Source organism: Magnetospirillum sp. SS-4 (assembly GCF_902729425.1).
Classification (GTDB): domain Bacteria; phylum Pseudomonadota; class Alphaproteobacteria; order Rhodospirillales; family Magnetospirillaceae; genus Phaeospirillum.
The window spans coordinates 92,793-115,734 of record NZ_CACVCH010000002.1; the positions used below are offsets into that span (position 1 = coordinate 92,793).

The 22,942-nt window shown below is 64.8% G+C and carries 22 protein-coding genes; 14 read left to right on the plus strand and 8 right to left on the minus strand.

The genetic code is table 11. The annotated features are described in order from the left end of the window. Nucleotides 1–21: 21 nt before the first annotated feature. Nucleotides 22–738, minus strand: a complete 717-nt coding sequence (locus MTBSS4_RS02580; RefSeq protein WP_173981829.1) for an amino acid ABC transporter — start codon at nucleotides 736–738, stop codon at nucleotides 22–24. A 284-nt stretch (nucleotides 739–1,022) separates the two neighbouring features. Here MTBSS4_RS02580 and MTBSS4_RS02585 point away from each other — a divergent pair, with 284 nt between their 5' ends. Next, nucleotides 1,023–1,571, plus strand: coding sequence for a DUF2889 domain-containing protein (locus MTBSS4_RS02585; RefSeq protein WP_173981830.1), 549 nt, complete (start codon nucleotides 1,023–1,025; stop codon nucleotides 1,569–1,571). On the opposite strand, the gene MTBSS4_RS02590 is transcribed toward MTBSS4_RS02585, so the two are convergent. After that, the gene (locus tag MTBSS4_RS02590; RefSeq protein WP_217425484.1) at nucleotides 1,558–3,399 is read right to left on the minus strand and encodes an alpha/beta fold hydrolase; all 1,842 of its coding nucleotides are present in this window, start codon (nucleotides 3,397–3,399) and stop codon (nucleotides 1,558–1,560) included. The genes MTBSS4_RS02585 and MTBSS4_RS02590 overlap by 14 nt on opposite strands. A 359-nt stretch (nucleotides 3,400–3,758) precedes the next feature. Between MTBSS4_RS02590 and MTBSS4_RS02595 the strand changes: the two genes are divergently transcribed. The 9 genes from MTBSS4_RS02595 (at nucleotide 3,759) to MTBSS4_RS02635 (ending at nucleotide 11,324) form a co-directional block, all read left to right on the plus strand. Continuing rightward, nucleotides 3,759–5,372, plus strand: coding sequence for an ATP-binding protein (locus tag MTBSS4_RS02595; RefSeq protein WP_173981831.1), 1,614 nt, complete (start codon nucleotides 3,759–3,761; stop codon nucleotides 5,370–5,372). After that, nucleotides 5,359–5,775 carry a response regulator gene (locus tag MTBSS4_RS02600; RefSeq protein WP_173981832.1) on the plus strand — a complete coding sequence of 139 codons (417 nt, stop codon included), beginning with the start codon at nucleotides 5,359–5,361 and terminating at the stop codon, nucleotides 5,773–5,775. Before MTBSS4_RS02595 ends, MTBSS4_RS02600 begins: the two co-directional genes overlap by 14 nt. A gap of 22 nt (nucleotides 5,776–5,797) precedes the next feature. Then, nucleotides 5,798–6,229, plus strand: coding sequence for a response regulator (locus tag MTBSS4_RS02605; protein WP_173981833.1), 432 nt, complete (start codon nucleotides 5,798–5,800; stop codon nucleotides 6,227–6,229). A gap of 11 nt (nucleotides 6,230–6,240) precedes the next feature. Beyond that, nucleotides 6,241–8,304, plus strand: coding sequence for a bifunctional diguanylate cyclase/phosphodiesterase (locus MTBSS4_RS02610; protein WP_173981834.1), 2,064 nt, complete (start codon nucleotides 6,241–6,243; stop codon nucleotides 8,302–8,304). 89 nt (nucleotides 8,305–8,393) lie between these two features. Continuing rightward, on the plus strand, nucleotides 8,394–8,531 hold the full coding sequence (locus MTBSS4_RS02615; protein WP_173981835.1) for a hypothetical protein: 138 nt from the start codon (nucleotides 8,394–8,396) through the stop codon (nucleotides 8,529–8,531). 80 nt (nucleotides 8,532–8,611) lie between these two features. Beyond that, complete coding sequence (locus MTBSS4_RS02620; protein ID WP_173981836.1) at nucleotides 8,612–9,547, plus strand: HTH domain-containing protein; 936 nt, start codon at nucleotides 8,612–8,614, stop codon at nucleotides 9,545–9,547. A gap of 80 nt (nucleotides 9,548–9,627) precedes the next feature. Then, nucleotides 9,628–10,221 (plus strand): hypothetical protein, encoded by a 594-nt coding sequence (locus MTBSS4_RS02625; protein ID WP_254432346.1) that lies wholly within the window; start codon nucleotides 9,628–9,630, stop codon nucleotides 10,219–10,221. A 3-nt stretch (nucleotides 10,222–10,224) separates the two neighbouring features. Continuing rightward, entirely contained in the window at nucleotides 10,225–10,449 is a 225-nt protein-coding gene (locus MTBSS4_RS02630; RefSeq protein ID WP_173981838.1) for a hypothetical protein, read from the plus strand. Further along, nucleotides 10,446–11,324 (plus strand): DMT family transporter, encoded by an 879-nt coding sequence (locus tag MTBSS4_RS02635; RefSeq protein WP_254432347.1) that lies wholly within the window; start codon nucleotides 10,446–10,448, stop codon nucleotides 11,322–11,324. The genes MTBSS4_RS02630 and MTBSS4_RS02635 overlap by 4 nt, the downstream gene beginning before the upstream one ends. A 7-nt stretch (nucleotides 11,325–11,331) precedes the next feature. On the opposite strand, the gene argE is transcribed toward MTBSS4_RS02635, so the two are convergent. Continuing rightward, nucleotides 11,332–12,495 (minus strand): acetylornithine deacetylase, encoded by a 1,164-nt coding sequence (gene argE / locus MTBSS4_RS02640; protein ID WP_254432348.1) that lies wholly within the window; start codon nucleotides 12,493–12,495, stop codon nucleotides 11,332–11,334. 221 nt (nucleotides 12,496–12,716) lie between these two features. Between argE and MTBSS4_RS02645 the strand changes: the two genes are divergently transcribed. The 4 genes from MTBSS4_RS02645 to MTBSS4_RS02660 all read left to right on the plus strand — a co-directional run bounded on the left by MTBSS4_RS02645 (nucleotide 12,717) and on the right by MTBSS4_RS02660 (nucleotide 18,922). Continuing rightward, complete coding sequence (locus tag MTBSS4_RS02645) at nucleotides 12,717–14,465, plus strand: peptidase domain-containing ABC transporter (protein ID WP_173981839.1); 1,749 nt, start codon at nucleotides 12,717–12,719, stop codon at nucleotides 14,463–14,465. Continuing rightward, nucleotides 14,462–16,639 carry a peptidase domain-containing ABC transporter gene (locus MTBSS4_RS02650; RefSeq protein ID WP_173981840.1) on the plus strand — a complete coding sequence of 726 codons (2,178 nt, stop codon included), beginning with the start codon at nucleotides 14,462–14,464 and terminating at the stop codon, nucleotides 16,637–16,639. The genes MTBSS4_RS02645 and MTBSS4_RS02650 overlap by 4 nt, the downstream gene beginning before the upstream one ends. Continuing rightward, nucleotides 16,636–18,030, plus strand: a complete 1,395-nt coding sequence (locus MTBSS4_RS02655; protein WP_173981841.1) for an HlyD family type I secretion periplasmic adaptor subunit — start codon at nucleotides 16,636–16,638, stop codon at nucleotides 18,028–18,030. Before MTBSS4_RS02650 ends, MTBSS4_RS02655 begins: the two co-directional genes overlap by 4 nt. Nucleotides 18,031–18,169: 139 nt before the next feature. Next, nucleotides 18,170–18,922: an SDR family NAD(P)-dependent oxidoreductase gene (locus MTBSS4_RS02660; RefSeq protein ID WP_173981842.1), complete on the plus strand. Its 753-nt coding sequence runs from the start codon at nucleotides 18,170–18,172 to the stop codon at nucleotides 18,920–18,922. Nucleotides 18,923–18,978: 56 nt separating this feature from the next. On the opposite strand, the gene MTBSS4_RS02665 is transcribed toward MTBSS4_RS02660, so the two are convergent. The 5 genes from MTBSS4_RS02665 to MTBSS4_RS02685 all read right to left on the minus strand — a co-directional run bounded on the left by MTBSS4_RS02665 (nucleotide 18,979) and on the right by MTBSS4_RS02685 (nucleotide 22,870). Further along, nucleotides 18,979–19,746: an SDR family NAD(P)-dependent oxidoreductase gene (locus tag MTBSS4_RS02665; RefSeq protein ID WP_173981843.1), complete on the minus strand. Its 768-nt coding sequence runs from the start codon at nucleotides 19,744–19,746 to the stop codon at nucleotides 18,979–18,981. A gap of 1 nt (nucleotide 19,747) precedes the next feature. After that, entirely contained in the window at nucleotides 19,748–20,398 is a 651-nt protein-coding gene (locus MTBSS4_RS02670) for a hypothetical protein (protein ID WP_173981844.1), read from the minus strand. After that, entirely contained in the window at nucleotides 20,385–21,206 is an 822-nt protein-coding gene (gene mazG, locus MTBSS4_RS02675) for a nucleoside triphosphate pyrophosphohydrolase (RefSeq protein ID WP_173981845.1), read from the minus strand. The genes MTBSS4_RS02670 and mazG overlap by 14 nt, the downstream gene beginning before the upstream one ends. Next, entirely contained in the window at nucleotides 21,203–21,877 is a 675-nt protein-coding gene (locus tag MTBSS4_RS02680; protein ID WP_305792021.1) for a transglutaminase family protein, read from the minus strand. Before MTBSS4_RS02680 ends, mazG begins: the two co-directional genes overlap by 4 nt. A 117-nt stretch (nucleotides 21,878–21,994) precedes the next feature. Continuing rightward, nucleotides 21,995–22,870: an OmpA family protein gene (locus MTBSS4_RS02685; protein WP_173981846.1), complete on the minus strand. Its 876-nt coding sequence runs from the start codon at nucleotides 22,868–22,870 to the stop codon at nucleotides 21,995–21,997. Nucleotides 22,871–22,942: the final 72 nt, after the last annotated feature.

Sequence of the window (22,942 nt, forward strand, 5' to 3'; positions counted from 1 at the left end):
GAGGATGGCCGCGAATATCGTTCAGCGAAGCGGCACGCCAAGGATCGCTTCCTTGTCCAGGGTCTCGACGATGGCCTCAAGCCGGGCCAGGACATCGGCGGCGCCGGGATAGGATTTGGCGAGCACCAGATAGACGTCCAGCCGGGTGAGCGAATCATAGGCGATGCCCGCGATGGGGTGGTCGGTCAGGACCTCGACCGCCGGGCCGGTGTAGTCCAGCAGATAATCGCCGCGGCCGGCCTCCAGCATGGCGAAAGCGGCATCGTGCTTGATGGCCGTGTTGTTGCTGATGTTGTTGGCCGGATCGGAAAGGAACGGCAGCAGACCGCCATAGCTGTATCCGCGGATGGTGATGATGCGCTTGCCGGCCAGATCCTCCTTGGCGCGGATCGGCGGACTGCCCGCCATGCGGTAGACCCGCAATTCGGTGCTGGCCACCGGGGTCTTGCCCCACAGGCAACATTCGTTCAGTGCCTGCGATTTCACCAGCATGGAGAATTCGGCGGTGCCGTCGTTCAGGTAGCTGAACATCCGGGCGGCGGGATAGCGGCGGCCATGCCAGGGAATTCCGGCCTTCTCGAACATGACGGCGGCAAGGCGAAGCAGGGGGTTGTCGGGGTCGCCGCGTTCGTCGACCTTGGTGGTCCACACCGATTGGTCGGGAAAGGCGTATTCCAGTTCGCGCGGCTTGTCGCCGTTCTGGGCAAACCCCAGGGAAGGAAGCAATCCGATAAGCACTGCGGCTCCTGCCGCCCGGCCCCATCCGAGGAAACCACCTCCCCACATGTCATTCTCCCTTCTTGGTTTTACGATTATTGATTGCTGTTCAAGTATGCTTATAAAGTGCAGTGTTTCCGGGGTGTTCAGTCTTGCCTTTGCGCGTAAGAATCAGTCTTTCATTACAGTATCGGATTATCGGGACGGGCTCAACAACTAGACTGCTGCGTCGGCTGTTGTTTTAGGTGATATTATATGAGATATGTTCTCGGTTACGTTGACGACATCATACGGATTGCCACTCCATGCCGCTTCGCGAACCAGCGCCCCGCCAGCCCATCCACACCCGGACCATGACCATGGACGGATACCGCAGACACGACGGATTGTGGGATATCGAAGGGAAGCTTGTCGACGTCAAGGCCTATGACCTGGAGGGGCTGTACCGCAAGCATGTCCCCGCCGGGGAGCCCATTCATGAAATTCTCGTAATAGTAACTATCGATGATGATTTCACCATTCATAACGTCGAGGCCACCATCGATTTTTCCCCCTTTCCCATGTGCGGCGATATCGCTCCCGACTTCGCGGAACTGAAGGGGCTGGGCCTGGGGGGCGGCTTCATGCGCGAGATTCGCGCCCGGTTTGGCGGGGTGAAGGGCTGTACCCATATCGTCGACCTGCTGGGCGCGGTCGCCACCACCGCCTTTCAGACCATCTATCCGCTGCTGCGCCGCGAGACCGGCCCCGGCCGTCCGGCCCTGATCGACAGTTGCCACGCGTTCGCGGCGGATGGCGAGGTCGTGGCCCGGCAATGGCCGGACCACTCCTCCCGTTCTCCTATTTCTCGATGACATAGGTTCCCGGCGCCGCCGCCAGGACGGGGTGGTCGGCGTCGCCAGCCGCCGCCGGCGCGGGATGGCGGTCGCCGGAATGCCGTTCCAGCCATCCGGCCCAGTGCAGCCACCACGAATCAGGCATGGCCTTGGCCCCGGCCAGCCATTGCTCGGGATCGTCCGGGGTCTCGGGGTTGACGTAGTACTTGGCCTTTGGGGTTCCCGGCGGATTGATCACCGACTGGACGTGGCCGCTGGAGTGCAGCACGAACTCGAACCGGCCGCCGAACAGCCGGGCCGAGTTGTAGACGCCGGTCCAGACGCTGATGTGGTCGGTGATGCCCCCGACCAGATAGGTGTCGTAATCGATCGTCGAAAGGTCGATGGGCGTGCCCAGAACCGTCAGCCCCCCGGGCGTACACAGCAGGTCCTGCGAGAATACGTCCAGGAGCTGGGCGTGCATCCTGGCGGTCAGCCGGGTCGGGTCGTTGTTCCAGTACAATATGTCGAGGGCGGGCGGCTGGCGCCCCAGCAGGTAATTGTTGACCCAGTAGTTCCATACCAGATCGCGGGGTCGCATCCAGGTGAATACCTTGGCCATCTCGTCTCCGTCGAGGATACCCTTGGCGGCGGATTTCCGCTTGGCCTCGGCGATGGCCTGGGGGGTGGCGAACAGGCCCAGCGAACGTCCCTCGTTGCTGTCTAGAACCGAAACCACCATGGTCGCCGAGTTGACGCCCCCCAGCTTGCGACCGGCGATGTGGCCGAGCAGCGCGGTCAGGGGGACCGCGCCGGTGCAAACGGTGAAGGTGTTGATGTCGAAGCAGCCGGTGATGGCGCGGATGGCGGCCATGGCCTCAAGCATGGCGGCGACGTATTCGTCCAGTCCCCAATGTCCGTGTCGCGGCTGGGGATTGCGCCAGCTGATCATGAAGGTCTGGAAACCCTTCTCCACCAGGAACTGGACCAGGCTGCGATCCGGGGCGATGTCCATCATGTAGTATTTGTTGACCACCGGAGGAACCATCATGATCGGGATGGTGAAGACCTCGGCGGTGCGCGGCGCGTACTGGATTAGTTCCAGGACCTGATTGCGGAACACCACGGCTCCCTCGGTCGCCGCCAGGTTCCCTCCCACGGAGAAAGCGGTCTTGTCCACTTGGGACGGGGTGCCGCTGTTGCTGGAGAGATCCTCCAGCATGTTGCGCATGCCGTCCACCAGGCTGCGTCCGCCGGTATCGAGCGCCGCCTTGAGGGCGGCGGGATTGCCGATCAGGGTGTTGTCGGGCGACAGGGCGTCGGTGAACAGCGAGGCGACATAGCGCATGCGCTCGGTCGCGTCCTCTCCGGCGCCGGCGCGGTCGATGATGCGGTTGACGGCGGTCGACCATGCCAGATAGCCGCTCATGCTCATGCGGTGGAACGGGTTGTTCGTCCAGGCGATGTCCTGGAACCGGCGGTCCCCCTTGGGAATCTCGACCGGAATCCGTCCGGTCAGCGCCTCGCCCCACTCGCGGAGCAAGCGGGAGGATTCCTCCAGCACCACATGGGGGGTGCCGGCCAGATGGCCGCCCAGTTCTCCCAGCGTCGACAAGATCTCGCGCGGGCCGATGGCGCCGATGAAGGGCGAGGCCAGCTTGACCTTGCCGTTCCTGGACGGGGCGCGGTCCTGATCCGGTCTGGCCGCCGGCGCGGCCTTGACCATGGTGCGCAGCATCGCCGCCGGTCCCGCCGTGGCCGTGTCGGGCAGGGTGGTGGCCTGCTCGGTCAGGTATCCGGCCATGGACAGAAAGTGATCGGCGGTTTCGGCCATGCCGGCCGGCGGCGAGGACAGCAGCCTGACCATGGCGTCCGCCTGCCTCGACAGCAGGGCGGGGCCGGCGGTGGCCGGTCCTGCCTTGCCTTCAGTGCCGCTGAATAGTTGTTGATGGGGATTCTGGGTCGTCTTAGCTTCTGTTAATGAGCGCATTGCTGTTGTCCACTTCATCGTAAAGATGTTGAGAAGACAAGCTGATATCTCAATAACAGGGGAGCTGCCAGATATTTGCGGCACGCATAAGTTTTACAATTATATCTAGATCAACCAGTGCTTATTAATTTGTATGGCATTGGCGGTGCCGGGATGCGATCCGATCTCCGGCGGAGACCGGCAAGGCGCTTCACCCGTCCGGCAAGTCGATGTACCATAGGGGGTGGAGGGCATTGATGAGCGAAACCCAGAAGAGCATTGCCGTGGCGGGCCAAGCGGGTCCGGACCGGAGTGCCGCCGTCGACGAGGATCGCGCTTCCTCTGGATTGAGTGCCGCCCTGGCGCGTGGTATCGGCCTTCGCCTGCTGGCCGCCATCGTCCTGTTCAGTTCCCTGGTGACCCTGGTTCTGACGGTGTTGCAGCTCTACCTGGACTATCGCGGCGAGATTCAGAGCATCGAGGATCGCTTTTCCGAGATCGAGCAGAGCAACCTCGACAGCCTGGGGGGCAGCCTGTGGAGTCTGGACACCGACCAGATCCAGCGTCAGATCGAGGGCATCAAGCGCCTGCCCGACATGCAATACCTGGAAGTCAGGGAGATCGGGCGGTCACTGAAGCGTCGGGTTGTGGTGTCCATCGGCGAGCGCGGCACCGGGCCGGTCATCAGCCGCGAGTATCCCATCACTTATTCCGAGAACAGGGACGCCGCGCCGTCCGAGACCATCGGCGTCCTGCACATGGAGGCCAGTCTGAGCGGCGTCTACAACCGATTGTTCGAGAAGGCGGTGGTCATCCTGATCAGCCAGGGCGTCAAGACGTTCCTGGTCGCCTTGTTCATCCTCTACATCGTCTATCGGCTGGTCACCCGGCATCTGGTCTTCATCGCCGGCTATGTCGGCGCCTTCAACCTCAGCACGTCGCCGCCCCTGGGGCTGACGCGTCGCCGCCCGGGGCGCGAGGACGAATTGGATCAGGTGGTCGGCGCGTTCAACCGGATGTCGGCGGGACTGCGCGAGGTCTATCGCGAACTGAACGAGGTCAATGCCGAACTGGAGGAGGACATCGCCGCCCGCCGCAAGGCGGAAGAAGAGGTCATCCGGCTTAACGAGGAACTGGAACAGCGGGTCCGCCAGCGGACCGCCGCATTGGAAGCAAGCAACAAGGAACTGGATTCGTTCACCTATTCGGTCTCGCATGATCTGCGGGCGCCGTTGCGCCGCATCGAGGGATTCGGCCAGATTCTCAATGCCGAATATTCTGGAAAGATGGATGACCGCTTCCGGCACTACCTGGAGCGGATCAGGGCCGGCGCCCACGACATGGCCGAGATGATCGACAGCTTTTTGAAGCTGTCGCGCTCCACCCGCAGCGAATTGACCATTGAACCGCTGGATCTGTCGGAAATGGCGGCCAAGGTGGTCGAACGCCTGCGCGAGAAGGAGCCGCAGCGCTCGGTCTCGGTGACCATCGCCCCCGGCATGACGGTCAACGGCGACCGCCGCCTGCTGGATTCCGTGCTGGAGAACCTGCTGGGCAACGCCTGGAAGTATTCCCGCCACAACAAGGCGGCCGCCATCTCGTTCAGCGTCGAGCGGAATGACGGCGCCGACGTCTTTGTCGTCCGCGACAACGGCGCCGGGTTCGACATGAACTACCTCGACCGTCTGTTCATGCCGTTCTGCCGGCTGCACCGCTCGGAGGAATTCGAGGGCACCGGCATCGGGTTGGCCACGGCCTTGCGCATCCTGGCCCGGCACGGCGGACGGGTGTGGGCCGAGGGCGCCCTGGGCAAGGGGGCGACCTTCCGTTTCACCCTGTGGGAAGGGGGGACGTCGCATGGCAAGGCATAAGGTCCTGCTGATCGAGGACAATGCCGACGACGTCGACATGGTTCTTCACGCCTGTAGCCATTCCGGACTGAACGCGGACGTGGTGGTGATCCGCGATGGCGGGGATGCGCTGGACTACCTGTTTCAGGGTCTTCTCCCGCTTCCCGATGTGGTGGTGCTTGACCTGACGCTGCCCCGCCTGGGCGGGCTCGACGTCCTGCGCTCGATTCGCGGCAATCCCGGGACCAGGCGGATTCCGGTGGTTGTCCTGACCTCTTCCTCCTCCGACGCGGACATGAGGACCAGCTATGACCTGGGCGCCAACAGCTTTATTCGCAAGCCGCACGGCTTCGAGGCCTTTGCCGGCGTGATCGGCCAATTGGAACGCTACTGGCTTGGCCTGAATATCCGGCCGCCGGCCTGATGAGAGAGGGGTGAAGACGAAAATGCCACAGGTTCTGCTGGTCGAGGACAACCAGGACGATGTCGAGCTTGCCTTGCACGCCTTTCGGGGCAGCACGGTCGCGCCGACGATCATCGTGGTCAGGGATGGCGAAGAAGCGCTGGAATATCTGTTCGGCACCGGCCGTCACGCCGGCCGGACCAGTCGCGAGCTTCCCGCCCTGGTGCTGCTTGACCTGCAACTGCCCGGCATCGGCGGCCTGGAGGTTCTGCGTCGGCTGCGCGAGCGGCCGGAGACCCGGCGGATTCCGGTGGTCATCCTGACCACGTCCGACGATCAGGCCGACATCATCGGCGGCTATGACCGGGGGGTGAACAGCTATATCCGCAAGCCGACCGCCTTTGAATCGTTCTCCGACATGGTTCGCCAGCTGGAACATTACTGGCTGGTCACCAACCTGGCGCCGCCGTCGTAGGGAGGGGGGCAATGGGAACCCCGCTGAACGTCCTGCTGGTCGAGGATTCACCCGACGACGCCGAGCTGCTGGAGCTTGAACTGCTGCGCGGCGGTTTCGTTCCTGTCGTCCGCCGGGTCGAAACTGGCGAGGAAATGCGCGCGGCCCTGTGGTCGGACATGACGTGGGACGTGGTGTTGAGCGACTACCACCTGCCCACCTTCAGCGCCGACGCGGCGCTGGCCACCTTGCAAGACAGCGGCCGCGACCTGCCGTTCATCATCATGTCCGGGGTGGTCAGGGCTGAGGATGCGGTCAACCTGCTGAAGCGGGGGGCGCACGATTTCCTCGACAAGGCCAGCCTCGCCCGGCTGGTCCCCGCTATCGAGCGCGAGATCAGGGATGCCAGCGAACGGGCCAAGCGGCGGGAGGCGGAAGAGCGGGTGAGGGTGCTGTCCCTGGCCATCGAGCAAAGTCCGGTGTCGGTGGTGATCACCGACCGGGACGGCGTCATCGGCTACGTCAATCCCAAGTTCATCAAGACGACCGGCTATCCCGCCACCGAGTCCCTGGGCCGGCCCATCGACTTCATCCACCGCAGGGATGCGGGCGAGGGAACCTATCGCGCCATGTGGGAAACCCTGAGAAAAGGGCAGGAATGGCGTGGCGAGTTCTGCAATCAGCGCCGCGACGGCCAGCTGTTCTGGGAATACGCGACGGTATCTCCGCTGGAGGATTCGTCCGGGTCCATCACTAATTTCGTCGCGGTCAAGGAGGACATCACCGCCCGGCGCAGCTATGAGGAGAGGCTGCTGCGTCAGGCCAATTTCGACGATCTGACCGGGCTGCCCAACCGGTTGCTGATGCTGGACCGTCTGGAACAAGGCATCGCGGTCGCCCATCGCCGCGATGCCTTGACCGCTCTGCTCTATATCGATCTCGACCGCTTCAAGAACGTCAACGATTCGCTGGGGCACGCCGCCGGCGATTCCCTGCTGAAGGAGGCGGCGCGGCGGCTGAACGAATGCGTGCGCGAGGGTGATACCCTGGCCCGCATGGGCGGCGACGAATTCGTCATCATCCTTCCCGGCGTCGACGACGGGGTGGCCATACAGAAGGTGGCGGATCGGGTGGTCGAGACGTTCGTGCCCCCCTTCGTTATCTCGGGCCAGGATCACTTCGTCACCACCAGCATCGGCATCAGCCTGTTTCCTTCCGACGGCACCGACGGCCAGGTGCTGCTGCGCAACGCCGAACTGTCCATGTACAAGGCCAAGGAGCAGGGCAGGGGGCGCTATCACTTCTTTACCCGCGAACTGAACGAACGGATGCAGGAACGCCTGAAGCTGGAAAGCCAATTGCGTGGCGCCGCCGGCCGCGGCGAACTGTATCTCGACTACCAGCCACTCTATGACATCCAGGCCGGATCGGTGGTCGGCATGGAGTCCCTGGTGCGCTGGAACCGTTCGCCCGAGCAGCGTCTGCAACCCGGCAGCTTTATTCCGCTGGCCGAGGAGGTTGGATTGATCGGCGAGATCGGCGACTGGGTGGTGGCCACCGCCTGCCGACAGGCCGTTGATCTTTTCAATGGGCGGCGCAAGGACTTGCGGGTCGCTGTTAATGTGTCACCACGGCAATTGCAGGGGCCAGCCTTTGGCGATTGGGTCAGGCTGAAATTGGACGAGACCGGTCTGGCGCCCGAGCAACTGGAGCTGGAAATCACCGAAAGCGTGGTGATGGACGGTTCGCCCGAGACCGGGATGACGCTGCGCAAGCTCTGCGACCTGGGGGTCCGTCTTTCCATCGATGATTTTGGAACCGGCTATTCCTCGCTGGGGTATCTCCAGCGCTATCCCTTCGACACCCTGAAGATCGACCGGTCCTTCGTGTCCGGCGCCATTTCCGATCCCAATGCCGCCCGATTGGTGGAAACCATCGTCACCATGGCCCATGGCCTGGGGCTGGAGACCGTGGCCGAGGGAGTGGAAACCGCCGAGCAGCTGGACTTTCTGCGCAATTGCGGCTGTGACCTGGTGCAGGGGTTCCTGTTGGGACGCCCGATGCCGGCCGAGGATCTGGCCCGACGGCTGGGTTAACCACCTGTTCACCGCAGGGCTGCTATGGTGGTGACACGGTGGAACCCGATGGTGGGTTCCGCCGGGCCGTCAGAAGGACGGAGGTTGCCATGATCCCGCGCATGCTCCTTGCCGCCGTTGCCGCCTATCTGGCCGTTGAAGGCTATTCCGTGCTGACCGCGCCGCCCGGACTGATCCGCGAGGCCGTGGCCAAGGCCGCCGCCGCCGCTCATCCCGATCATGGCTGATCCCACGGCCTGCCGTTGCAAGCCCGATTGACAACCGTTGCCCCCGACCGCACTGTCAACGCATTGTTGACGGGGCGGGCATGGATTTATTCGACTTTCTTGGCGAGGACCGCGAGGCCAGGGCGCTTGATCGCCTGACCATCATGCTGGCCGGCTTCGAGGCCGACAGCGAGATCGAGCAGGATCTGGCGCTGGAACGGGCCATCGCCTATTGCCGCAAGGAATGGGGCAGCTACGCCGCCGGCCTGGAAGCCCTGGCCCGGCGGCTGGAGGAAACCCCCGACCATGCCGTGCGGAGCCTGCAATTGCGCGAGGAGGGGAGCGAGCCCGGCACCCTGATCCGCGCCATCCGCCTGCGCCGTCGCCGCGAGCGCGGCCGCGCCGGCGAGATCGAGGCGGTGATCGCCATCTATGGCGGCGAGGACGAAGCCAAGGCGCCGACCGCCTTCGAGACGGTCTTCATCACGGCGGCCGCCCACCTGTCCGATGGCGAGGCGGACCCCTTCGCCCCGCTGGATGGCTGGTCGCTTCCCTGGCACGACGTTCCCGAACGCCTGCGCCGGGTGGTGTCGGAAGCCTGTCCGCTTCCCCGAACCGTGTCCGCCGCCCGTGACGAATGCCTGCGGTGGGAAGAGCGGTTGCTGCACCTCGAGATTCTGTATGACTGTCCGGGGGCCGGGATTTTGCCTACCGCCTGCGCCGCCCGGCGCCGGGTGGTCGAGGATTTGTGGCGCAAGGGGCTGCGGGCGGCCAGTCTGGCCGACCTTTATGCCCGCCTGGATTACTGGGCGGCGCGGGGAGGAGACGACGGCGCCGGTTACGGCGTGCTGCAATCCGACCTGGACGCGGTGGCGGCCATACTCGGCCCCCGGGGTGGGGGAGAGACCACCAAGGATCGGGCCCGGCGGCTGAAGGCCGCCAATCCCCACTGGTCGCTGGCCCGTATCGGTAAGGAACTGGGAATATCGCGTCAGGCGGTTCACAAGCATCTGAAACAAGCGGCCGCGCCGGCATGACGGGTGCGCATGACGGGTTGGCGTGGCCGGTTTTGGCCTGTATGGTAAGACCACTCCTTCCACCGCAGCAGGGGTCCGCCGTGCGTCGCCTTGCCTTTCTCGCCGTCGTCTCCGGTTGCATCGGCGCCGCCGCTCCCGCCGCCGCCCAGCTGATGGACGTGTTGACCGCCCCCAAGACCCTGATCGAACGGGCGGCCGAGGCACGGTCCGCCTCGGACATCGCCAAGGACAACGCCATCGTCGTCAAGGTCAACGCCGCCATGGCGCGGGCGGGAACCGCCAAGGCGGCGACCGAGATATACGAGCAGCGCCTGCTGGTGACCGGCCTGTTCAGCGACAAGGCCGCCCTTGATTCCTTCCACAGGGACGTGAAAGCGATCGAGGGTATAAGGAAACTCTATTGGCATGTCGGCTGGCTGGCCGAGGATGATGCCAAGCGCAAGGGCTTGCCGAGCTGGAGCGATACCCTGGCGGTTACCACCAAGGCCCAGGCCCGGTTGACCAAGGCGGCAGGCGGGCGCTACGTCAATTATCGGGTTGCCGGGGATACCCACGGCACTCTCTACGTCATCGGCCGCGCCTACGGCAAGGCCGAGGCCAATGCGGTGGTCGCCGCCCTCAAGGAGGGCAACGGCGTCAAGGCGGTCGTCAATTATATCGATGCGAGGCCCTAGGACATGTCGAAGAAGCCTCTTCCCCGCCATGTGATCGGCGCCATCAGCGTCGCCATCGGCTTTGTCGTCGGCATTACCTTGCTGCTGGTGTTGCCGCAGAAATTCGGGGTTTCCCCCAAGGTCACCGGCTTCATCGCCCTGGGGGTGTGGGTCGCCTCGACCTGGGTGTTCTGGACCGGTGGAACCGCGCCGCCCAAGCCGGACGCCAAGGACGCTCCGCAGGAATGACCGCTCGCGGCTGGACCTCGGCCATGCCGGGGGTGTTCGTCCTGCTGTGGAGCACCGGCTTCATCGGCGCCAAATACGGCCTTCCCTATGCCGAGCCCTTTACCTTCCTGACCCTTCGGTTCGTGATCGTCGTGCTGTTGCTGGGCGCCGTGGTGGCGGCGCGTGATACCGTATGGCCGCGCGACCCGCGGCTGATCGCCCATCTGGGGGTTTCCGGCCTGCTGGTCCATGCCGCCTATCTCGGCGGCGTGTTCGGCGCCATCCGCGCCGGCGTTCCGGCCGGGCTGGTGGCGCTGGTGGCGGGACTTCAACCGCTGCTGACCGCGTCGGTCGCCGGCCGGTTCCTTGGTGAAACCGTCGGCGGGCGTCAGTGGCTGGGGCTGTGCCTTGGCCTGGTCGGTGTCGCCATGGTCCTGTCAACCCGATTGACGGGGGTTGGGTTCGACACCTTCGGATGGGACGGCATGGCCTTCGCCGTTGCGGCGTTGCTGGCCATTACCGGCGGCACCCTTTATCAGAAACGGTACTGCACCGGAATGGACCTGGGAAGCGGTACCTTCATCCAGTACGTGGCGGCGCTGGTGGTGCTGGCGCCGGTGGCGGTCCTGACCGAGACCATGGAGGTTCGGTGGACGCTGCCTTTCATCCTGTCGCTGGGGTGGTTGGTGCTGGTGCTGTCGCTGGGAGCCATCAGCCTGCTGATGACCCTGATTCGCCTGGGCGAGGCCGCCAAGGTGGCCAGCTTTTTCTATCTGGTGCCGCCGGTGACCGCCATCCTGGCCTTCCTGCTGTTCGACGAAGCCCTGACGCCGCTGGCGCTGGCCGGAATGGCGGCGACGGCTGTCGGGGTCGCCCTGGTGGTGCGCAAGGCCTGATCGCGGGTCAGCGCTCGCTCATGTGATCGATCAGGCGGCGGATGAAGGCCTCGCACTGGGCGACCTGTTCCAGGGTGATGAATTCATCGGGCTTGTGGGCCTGCTGAATGCTGCCGGGGCCGCAGACCACCGCCGGAATCCCGGCCTGCTGGAACAGGCCGGCCTCGGTGGTGAAGGCGACCTTGCCGGTATCGTTGTTGCCGGACAGGGCGCAGACCAGCCTGACGACCGCGTCGTCGCGATCCATGTCCAGCCCGGCGGTGGCGTTGTGCTCGTCGAGCATGATGCCGGCTTCCGCCGAGACCGCCAGCATTTCCGGCGCCAGATCCTGGCACCAGCCGCGAATCTCGGCCATCACGGTCTCGGGATCGTGGCTGGGCAGGTTGCGGATTTCGAATTCGAAGTCGCAGCGCCTGGGGACGATGTTCAGGGCCGTTCCTCCCTTGAAGATGCCGGTATGAAGGGTGGTGTAGGGGGGCTGGTAGCCGGAATCGAACGGCCCGTGGTTACGGAAGCGGTGTTGAAGCGCGCGCAGGCGCGACACCAGATCGGCGGCGATCTCGATGGCGTTGACGCCGTTATGGTTGAGGGCGGAATGGCATTCGTGGCCATCGATCCGGCAGCGCACGCTTTTCTTGCCCTTGTGGCCGATGATCGCCTTCATCTCGGTCGGTTCGCCGACGATGCACATGGCCGGCCGGACCGGAAGATGGTTCATGTCGTCGATCAGCCGGCGCACTCCGACGCAGCCGACTTCCTCGTCGAACGAAAAGGCGAAGTGCGCGGGCATCGCCAGGCGGCGGGCGGCGAATTCCGGTGCCAGGGCAAGGCAGACGGCGATGAAGCTTTTCATGTCGGCGGTGCCGCGGCCGTATAGCCTGTCCTGGCGGCGGGCGATGGTGAAGGGATCGCTGTTCCAGTCCTGTCCGTCCACCGGCACCACGTCGGTATGTCCCGACAAGACGATTCCGGGACGGTCATCCGGTCCCAGGGAGGCGAATAGATTGGCCTTGCGGCGGTCGTCGTCGAACGTCAGCCGAATATCGGCGCCGAGGTCCGAGAGAATATTCGCGGCGAAGTCGATTAACTCTAAGTTAGTCTTATAACTCGTAGTATCGAAGGCCACCAGGCGTTCAATCATGTCGCTGCTGGACGTGGGGTGCTTGGTCAAGGAACAATTCTCACGGCTGGGGGCGTTCGGATGGCATGGATGGGGACGCGGCCGGCTTCCATCGCGGCGCGCCATCATAAGGCGGAGAGCGGCGTGGACGCCAGGGGGCAGGGGCTGTCTATGATATTTCGTCTATGGTGCTGGTGTGGGCGTGCGGGTATGCTGCCGGCCAGCGGGATATGGGCAAGGAGCGCGGGCCGGGCAGCCCGTGACGCGGTGGCATGACGGATTCTGGTGAGGTGCGGGCTGCCGGCGCCGAGGCGCAAGAGGTCAGCATCGCCTCCCTGTCGACCCTCAAGAGCAACATGTTCGATCTGGCCATCAGTTCGTTGTTCCTCAACGTTCTCGGCCTTGCCCTGCCCATGTCGCTGTTGCAGGTCTACGACCGTATCCTGCCCAACAAATCGGTCGGAACCCTGGTCCTGCTGATGGGCGGCGTGCTCGGCGCCCTGATGCTGGAATCGGCGCTGAATTTCTGCCGTTCCTACATCACCGGTTGGGTCGGCGCCAAGTTCGAGCACCGGGCCGGCTGCGCCGCCCTCGACCGGTTGCTGATGTCGTCCATCGACGATTTCGAGAAAGGCGGGTCGGGCGTCCATCTGGAGCGCATGGGATCTTTGCCCATGGTGCGCGAATTCTATGCCGGCCAAGCCATGCTGACCCTGCTCGACCTGCCGTTCGCCATTCTCTATCTGTCGCTGGTGGCCATGATGGGCGGCTGGCTGGTTCTGGTTCCCCTGGCCCTGCTGATCGCCTTCGCCGTCACCGCCATCGTGATCGGGACCAAGCTGCGGGGATCGCTGCAAAAGCGCATGGTCGCCGACGACCGGCGCTTCAATTTCATCATCGAGGTGCTGGGCGGCATTCACAGCGTCAAGGCCTTCGCCATGGAAGCCCAGATGGTCCGCCGCTACGAGCGCCTTCAGGAAGCCTGCGCCGAGGGCGCCTACAAGGTGGCGCTGAACAGCGCCTCGGCCATGGGAATCTCGTCGTTCTTCGCTCAGGCCACCACCATTTGCGTCGCCATGGCCGGAGCCCTGATCGTCATCGACGGCGAGATGACCACAGGCGGTCTGGCGGCTTGTTCCATGCTGGCCGGCCGCGCCATGAACCCGTTGCAGAAAGCCCTGGGCGTGTGGACCCGGTTCCAGTCCTTCATGCTGGCGCGCCACCGGCTCACGGAACTGTTCTCGCTGAGGCCCGAGGCCCCGGAGAACCTTCCCAAGCTGGAAACCGTGCGGGGAGCCCTGGAACTGGAGAACGTCAGCTTCCGCTACAACGACAGCATGCCGTTCGTCATCAAGGACGCCTCGATCTCCATTCGGGAGGGGGAATGCATCGTCATCTCCGCCGGCAACGGCGCCGGCAAGACCACCTTGCTGACCCTGCTGCAAGGGGTGTTGCGGCCGACCTCCGGCCGCCTGCTGATCGACGGGCAGCCGGCGCTTAATTTCGAGCCGCAGAGCATGCGCGACAAGATCGCCTATCTGCCCCAGATGGGCGACCTGTTCCAGGGGACCATCCTCCAGAACATCACCATGTTCCGCAAGAAGCTCGACGACGTGGCGGTGGAGACGGCGGCCCTGCTCGGCCTCGACGAGGTGGTGGCCACCATGGCGCAGGGCTTCGACACCCCGGTTGGCGACGGCGCCTACGATTCCCTGCCGCGCGGCATCAAGCAGCGCATCGCCATCGCTCGCGCCCTGGTCAACAATCCCCGCATCGTCCTGTTCGACGAGGCCAACACCGCCGTCGACGCCACCGGCGACAATTATCTCCGGGTCTGGCTCGAACGCGCCAAGGGCAAGCGGACGCTGGTCCTGGTGACCTCGCGTCCGTCCCTGGCCAAGATGGCCGATCGCATTTTCGAGTTGGACGCCGGCGTCTTGCGGCCGAAGCCCCCCCGCGACGACCGCGGGCCGGCCCCGGTGGGGGCGCCGGGATTGCTGCCCCAGGGAGGCGCGGCATGACCCTGGTTGCCGCCGGTTCCGGCCCCGCCGCCAAGACCAACCTGAAGGCCATAGAGCAATACGAGCAGCAATTGGCCCAGAATGCCCTGGGCGGATTCTCGGCGGCCTCGGATCTGGCCGCCTGCCTGCTGCCGCTGCTGAAATCGCTGGGATGGAAGGGCGATCCGCGTCATGTGGCGGAATCCCTGCCTCATTTCGCCAACGATCTGGATCTCACCGGCCTTCGCAACGTGATGGCGACGCTGAACTATTCCAGCCGGCCGGAAAAGCTGACCATGGAATCCGTCGATTCCCGGCTGCTGCCATGCCTGTTCCTGCCCGATGGCCACCCCGCCATGGTGGTCAAGAGCATCAATGACGAGGGCGAGGCCGAGGTTTTCGACGCCGGCGAGGGCGCTTCCCGGACAATCGATATCCGCGAATACAAGGGCACCGCCTATTTCTTCACCAATCACTCGGGCGACACCGCGGCGGCCCGGCCGGCCAGCTGGTTCTCCAGCGTGCTCGAACGGTTTCGCCCGCTCTACTGGCAGGCCTTCTTCGTCACCCTGATCCTCAACATCTTCTCGCTGTCGACGCCGCTGTTCGTCATGGCGGTCTACGACAAGGTGATCGGCGCCTCGTCGCTGCCCATGCTGGGCGCCCTGTCCATCGGCGTCACCCTGGCCCTGGCCGCCGACGCGGTATTGCGCGAGGTGCGCGCCCGCATCCTCGCCTTCGTCGGCGCCCGCCTCGACAACATCATGGGAAACAACATCTTCCAGCATATCCTGGCGTTGCCGCCGGGCTTCACCGAGCGCGCCACCATCGGCGCCCAGGTCGCCCGCATCAAGGATTTCGAATCGGTCCGCGAGTTCTTCACCGGCCCCCTGGCGGCGGTCTTCATGGAACTGCCGTTCGCCATCTTCTATTTCGCGGTGATCGCCATGCTGGGCGGGATCATCGCCATCGTGCCGATGATCGCCACGGTGCTGTTCCTGATCGGCGGCTATCTGGTGATGCCGGTGGTGCGCAAGAATGTCGGCATCGCATCGCGCGCCGCGTCGCGTCGCCAGGAATTCATCGTCGAGGCGCTGTCCAAGATGCGGGCGGTCAAGCTGGCGGCAGCCGAGCATACCTGGGTCAACCGCTATCGCGAGATGTCGGCCCGCGCCGCCTATGGCGGTTTCAAGAACGGCCTGTTCGCGGCTTCCATCGGCACCTTGTCCAATATTCTGATCATCTCGTCGGGTATCGCCACCATTTCCATCGGCGTGCTGGGCGTGGTTGACGGGACCATGACCATCGGCGGCCTGATCGCAGCCATGATGCTGGTGTGGCGGGTGTTGTCGCCCATGCAGACCGGGTTCACCATGATCCAGCGGGTCGAGCAGGTCCGCGGATCGATCCGCCAGATCGACGGCCTGATGGCCATCAAGCCGGAACGCGATCCCCGCGCCATCGTCACGCCGCTGAAGAATGTGAAGGGCAGGGTGGTATTCTCACGGGTGTCGTTGCGCTATAGCAACGAGGCCGATCCGGCCCTGGTTGGAGTATCGTTCGAGGTCGAGCCCGGCGAGGTCGTGGCGGTGACCGGACGTAACGGGTCCGGCAAGTCCACCGTTGTCAAGCTGCTGCTGGGTCTCTATGCCCCCCAGGCCGGGGCCATCAAGATCGACGCCACCGACATCCGTCAGATCGACCCGATCGAGCTGCGCCACATGATGTCCTACGTGCCGCAGACCTGTAATCTGTTCTTCGGGTCGGTGGCCCAGAACCTTCGCCTGGCCAATCCGACCGCCACCGACGCCGATATCCGCTGGGCCTGCGACCAGGCGGACGTATGGGAAGAGATCGCCGCGCTGCCGCGTGGGTTGGAGACCCGCATCGGCGAAGGCGCTGCCGACCACCTGCCCACCAGCTTCATCCAGAAGCTGTCGCTGGCTCGCGGCTACCTGAAGCGCAGCCCGATCATGCTGTTCGACGAACCGGTCAACGGCCTGGATTTCGAGGGCGACCGCACCTTCATGCAGGCGGTCGAGACCTTCCGCGGTCAATCCACCATCTTCATGGTCACGCACCGCCCCAGCCATCTTCGCATCGCCGACCGCATCCTGGTCTTCGATGCCGGTTACCTGCGTCTTGCCGGGCCGGCGGAAGAGGTCAGGGCGCGCATACCCCCGGATCTGATATGAGCCAAAGTCCAGCGGTCACCAGCACTCGAAATCCCGACAACCTTCCGGTTCCGACCGAACCGGCCAAGCCGCCCATCAAGATATCCTCGCGCCAGTCGCGCCATCTGGCCCAGGCGGTGCTGCTGGAGGAGAGCGGCACCTCCAATCTGGTCCGCTTCACCATGATGGTGGCCAGCGGCACCACCGCCGCCTTCGTCATCTGGGCGGCTCTCACCAACATTCCGGAAATCGCGGTGGCCGATGGCAGCGTCATTCCCAGCGGCCAGATTCAGACCATCCAGCATCTGGAAGGCGGCATCGTCCAGGAGGTGGTGGTCAAGGAGGCCGAGATCGTCGAGGCGGGGCAGGTGATCATCCGCCTCAATCCCGCCCAGGCCATTTCCGATCTGGAACAGACCCGGGCAAGGGAAGCCACCTTGCTGATCAAGGCCGAGCGCCTGCGGGCCTTCGCCGAGGAGCGTCTTCCCAATTTCAAGGATATGCCGCCCGGCTATGAACGCCTGATCGCCGATAACGAGGCCATCTACCAAAGTCAGGCACAGGCCCGCGACACCGCCCGCTCGGTGATCAGTTCCCAGGTCGATCAGAAGCGTTCGGACATGCGCCTGATCCAGACCCAGATCACGTCGTTGCGCGAACAGCTGGGGCCGCTCCAGGAAGAGATGGCCATGCGCCAGGAACTGGTGGCCAAGGGACTTGTCTCCAGGGTGGTCTACCTGGACACCAAGCGCGAGTTGTCGCGGGTGCAAGGCGAGCTGTCGCGGCTGATCGGCCAGGAGATAACCGCCCGCAATGCCCTGATCGAAGTGGAAAACCGGCTGATCGACAGTCGCTCGGCCCTGCAAAAGCAGACCATGGACGAACTGGGGGTTGCCATCAACGAACTGGCCCAGGTGCAGGAAAGCATCGGCCGGCTGGAAGATAGGGTGAACCGTCTGGAGATTGTTTCGCCGGTACGGGGTATCGTCAAAGGCTTGGCGGTCAAGAACCAGGGCGCGGTGATTCAGCCGGCCGGACAGGTCTGCGACGTCATTCCCATCGATTCGCAGATGAAGATTGACGCCAAGATCAGTACCAAGGATGTCGGCCATCTCAAGATCGGGCAACCGGTCAAGGTGAAGGTCACCACCTACGACTTCGCCCGCTATGGCTCGGTGATGGGAACACTGACCAAGATTTCGGCGTCCAGCTTCACCGACGAGAAGGGAAATCCGTTCTTCAAGGGTGTGATCGAACTGGAACGCAACTACGTCGGCGAGGTTCCCGGACGCTTCCTGGTTCAGCCGGGCATGTCGGTTTCCGCCGAAATCATCACCGGCGACAAGACTCTGCTCCAGTACATGCTGAAGCCGATCTTTACCCAGGTGCAGCAGGCGTTCCACGAACGCTGATCGGATCGTTTCGCTGACCGCGCCGGGGGGGGGATGGGGCCGCGCCTTCGCGCTTGACCGCCCTCAATGTCGCTCCGGCGTCTTTCATGGCCTTGTGTCCTCCCCAATCAGGCTCCAGCCCCAAGGACACCGCACCGTCATGTCGAATTCACTTTCCGGAAAAGTCGCAGTCATCACCGGCGCCAGCAGCGGAATCGGCCGGTCCATCGCGGACCGGTTCCTGGCCCAGGGCGCCAAGATCGCCGTCTTCGCCCGCAATGCCGGGGCGTTGGCCGAAATCGCCGCTGGCAACGAGGATCGCGTTCTGGTCGTCGTCGGCGATGTGACCAATGCCGCCGACCTGGACCGTCTGGTGGCGGAAACCACCAAGACGTTCGGCGGAGTCGACATCGTCGTCCCCAACGCCGGCATCGCCAAGGTGGTTTCGTTCGCGGAGAGCGACGTGGCCGCGATCAATCACCAGTTCGACGTCAACTTCACCGGCGCGGTGCAGACCGTGCGTGGTTTCCTGCCGCATATCCGCAAGGGCGGCTCGGTGCTGTTCATCACCACTTTCCTCACCCAGGTCGGTTTCCCCGGTCTGGCGATCTACAGCGCCAGCAAGGCGGCCCTGAAGTCGTTCTCGCAGACCCTGGCGGCCGAGCTGGCCCCCCAGGGCATCCGGGTGAACTCGGTGGCGCCCGGTCCGATCGGCACCCCCATCTGGGGCAGCATCGGCCTGCCCGCCGACGTCTTGCAGGCGGTGGCCACCCAGGTTACCGCTCGCCTGATGCCGGGCGCCTTCGGCGAGCCGGGCGACATCGCCGCCACCGCCGCTTTCCTGTGCTCGGATGCCGCCAAGAATATCTGGGGTCAGGAAATCGTGGTTGACGGCGGCTACACCATCGGCTGATTGCGTTCCGTGTCCCGGCGAGGCTTTCCCGTCGGGACACGTTCGCCGGCCTGTGGTTATTCCAGGCCTTCCCGATGGATGGCGAAGCCCGCCGGGGCCTGGCAGACCGGCATCATCTCGATGCGGTTGATGTTGACATGGGCCGGCAACGAGGCCGCCCAGAACACCGACTCGGCGATATCCTCGGACGTCAGTGGGGTCGTGCCTTCGTAGACCTTGGCGGCCTTGGCGGCATCGCCGTGAAAGCGGACCACCGAGAATTCGCTGCCGCCGCACAGGCCGGGTTCTATATTGGTGACGCGAACGCGGGTCTTGCCCAGATCGGCGATCAGGTTCAGCGAGAATTGCGCCACCGCCGCCTTGGTGGCGCCGTACATGTTGCCGCCGCCATAGGGATAGGTCCCGGCCACCGAGCCGATATTGACCACATGCCCGGCATTGCGCAGCACCATGCCGGGCAGCACGGCGCGAGTCATGTACATCAATCCCTTCAGATTGGTGTCGATCATGGCTTCCCAGTCGTCGAGGTCGGCGGCCTGGGCCGGTTCCAGCCCCAGGGCGAGGCCGGCGTTGTTGACCAGCACGTCGATGTCGCGGAAACCGTCCGGCAGGTCACGGACGAAGGCGGCGACGGCGTCGCGGTCGCGCACGTCGAGGGGGGCGGCATGGACCGGTCCGGCCAGTTCGGCCTTCAGCGCGTGGAGACGTTCGGCGCGGCGGCCGCAGACGACCAGCCGCGCTCCGGCGGCGGCGAAGCGCCGCGCGATGGCGGCTCCAAAGCCGGCGGTGGCGCCGGTCACCAGGACGGTTCGATCGGTCCACATGCTACGGGGCCTCCGAGGCGCGGGGAGGAAGGGGGCGGTTGGGGTCGTTGTCGCGGATCATCACCAGATGGGGCGTGGGCGACAGCGCGTTCTCGATCTTCCAGATATAGACCCTGGCGGTACCGAACGGACGGACCTCGGTGGCGTTGTGCTCGACCACGTTGCCGTCGGTGGTGATGCGGAATTCGCCCTCCATGCCCAGGCCCATTTCGGCCAGGGTCTGGGCGTCCGACGGCTTCAGGGAATTGGCGTGGATGACGATGGCGTTGTTTTCGGACGAGCGCATGGCCAGCAGGCGCGCGTCGCGTCGCAGCAGCGAGACCAGCTGGACTTGACCCAGGCGGCCGGTTCGCTCGTATTCGACGGCGAAACGACCCTTGCCCTTGGACACCGCCGTCCTGACGGCGATGTCGCGCACCAGGTCCCTATGGATGTTCTCGATCTTCTCGGCCTCGTTCTCGGGCGTCACCCGGCCCTTGCGGTAGGCGTCCAGGATCGGCGCCCACATCAGGTCCCCCTTGAAGGTCAGGGAGTAGTCGCCATAGCGCGACAACCGCAGCTCGCTCTTGAACTTGTCGGGGATATAGCACGACGACAGCACCAGCAGGGCCGCCAGGACGCCGAATCGCTTGAGCCATTCACCGATCACCATCGCCTCCCGACTTCTCCAGCGTCTTGGCAGCCTGCCACAGCGCCTCCATTTCGTCGAGGGACGCGGAATCTGGCGAGCGTCCCCTGGCCCGCAATTCGGTCTCGATGTGGCGAAACCGGCGCTCGAACTTGGCATTGGCGCGCTTCAAGGCTCGTTCCGGGTCCACATCGAGCTTGCGGGCCAGATTGACGCAGACGAACAGCAGGTCGCCCATCTCGTCCTCCAGCCTGTCGGCCGGAGCGTCGATGGCGATCTCGTGGGCGATCTCGCGGGCTTCCTCGTCCAGCTTGTCCAGGATGTCCTTGGGGGCGGTCCAATCGAAGCCGACGCGGGCGGCGCGCCTTTGCAGCTTCAGCGCCCGCGTCATCGGGGGCAGCGCACGGGCGACGCCGTCCAGCACGCCGGGCTCGGCGACGGCCTTGGCGGCGCGTTCCCTGGCCTTGGTGACTTCCCACGCCTCGGTCTGGCCGGCGGCGTCGCGCCCGTCGGCGGCGACGAAGACGTGGGGATGGCGGCGGACCATCTTGTCGGCGATGGCGCCGGCGATGGCGTCGAAGTCGAAATCACCCCGTTCCTTGCCCATCTGGGCGTAGAACACCACCTGGAATAGCAGATCGCCCAATTCGTCCTTCAACTGGACCATGTCGCCGTGATCGATGGCGTCGGCGACCTCGTAGGCCTCCTCGATGGTGTAGGGCGCGATGGTGGCGAAGCTCTGTTCAAGGTCCCAGGGGCAGCCGCCATTGGGATCGCGCAGCCGCGCCATGATATCGAGCAGGCGACCGATGGGAGAGGACGGCGGGGTCATGCCTCCGGCTGGGCCTCGGCCGCGAAGTCCGAACCGGTGCCCCAGGGATCGTCCACCATCAGCTTGGGGCTGAGTTGGCGGTAGGTGGCGGTGATCTGCTCGAACGGCACGTCGGTGAAGCTGCCGCGCTGATTGACGTATTCCATGTGGCGGCGATTCCGGGCGTCGTAGGGGTGGAAGATCGAATCGGTGCGGCCGTCCCAGTCCAGCGGCAGCACGCCGAAACGCTGGCACAGCGACAGGTTGAAGGCGGGAGTGGCCTTGATCCATGCCTCGTCCAGCCAGACCTCGGTGAAGGCGTGCCAGCACATCAGGTCGCCGCCATTGGCTTCCATCAGCTTGGGCGTCGTGAGGTGGTTGCGCACATCGGCGAAGCCGAGGCGGGCGGGAATGCCCTCGGCCCGCAGGCAGGCCGCCAGCAGCGCCGCCTTGGGAATGCAGAACCCGTTGCCGGCGGCCAGAACGTCGGCGGCGGAATAGGTCTCGGGGGCGTTGAAGCGGACATAGGGGTTGTAGAGCACCTTGTCGCGTACCGCGTAATACAGCCGCAGGGCCTTGTCGCGGATATCGGTGGCGCCTTCGGCGGCCTCGCGGGCGAAGGCGACGACATTGGGGGCGTCGGACTGGATGAAGCGGGCGGGGGCAAGGGTCGCGGAGTCAGGGGTCATCATGGCGCCGGTTGTTTGTTGAAGCAGCAAGAATCCCAGGATAGGACCTGGAGCGCTTCCGCCAAAGCAAAAGGTTCGGCCGGTCAACCCGATGGCTGTTGGATTCGAGATGGAGCCGGGCTACCGCCGGCTTTCCCACGTCACCTCGGCCCGGCGGTTGCGGGGGCCCTTGACGTTGGGCTTGGTGGGCACCGCCGGCCTGTCGAGGCCGAAGCCGGTGATTTCCACCGTCATGCCGGTGACGCCCAGCTTGGCGAGCTGATCGGCGACGGCCTTGGCGCGGCGTTCGGACAGGGCCTTGTTGGCCTTGGGGCTGCCGACGCTGTCGGTGAATCCGTGAACGCGGATGGTGGCCGGCTTGGCGGCCTTGAGGGCCGAAGCGGCCTCGTGAAGGTTCTGCATGGCCGAGGCCGAGATGTCGGCCCTGCCGAAGGCGAACGTCACCACCAGCGGTTGGGCCGGCGATGGCGGCGGAGCCGGTTCGGCCACCGGAGCCGGTGGCGGCGGGGCCGGCGGCTTCAGCTTGGGTTCGGTGACGGCGAAGACCTGCCGGCAGGCGGGATTGGTCTCGCCCTCGGCCGCTTCCTCGATCCAGCAATCCAGCGAGACCTGGGCCTTGGCGGATTCGGCCGGCAGACGTTGGCGGGCACCGAGGGCAAAGTCCTCGGTCAGCGCCTGATGAGCGGCGGCGAGATCAGGCTTCAGCGGGGCGGGAATGTCCCAGTCGGCGGGATTTTCCGGGGGCGGTTCCTCGCCCGTGGCGGCCTTCGCGGCCTTGACCGCGAAGCCGTGGGCGTGGCGCCACTCGTACTCGTCCAACGCCTCGTGGCGGGTGGCCTCCTTGTACTCGTCGAACAGCGCCTTGGAGAAGGGCGTGCCGACGGTTGGAGACGGCGCGTCGAGCACATCCCTGACCTCCGCCACCTGGAACGGGGTGGCGCAGGCGGAAACGGCGATCATGGCCGCCAGGGAGAACAGGATGCGGGCGAGTTTCATCACGGCTTTCTGAAGCGGTTCGAGAACGACCAATCTCGCAAGTCGAGAATCAATTGTCCAGGACTTTTGCTT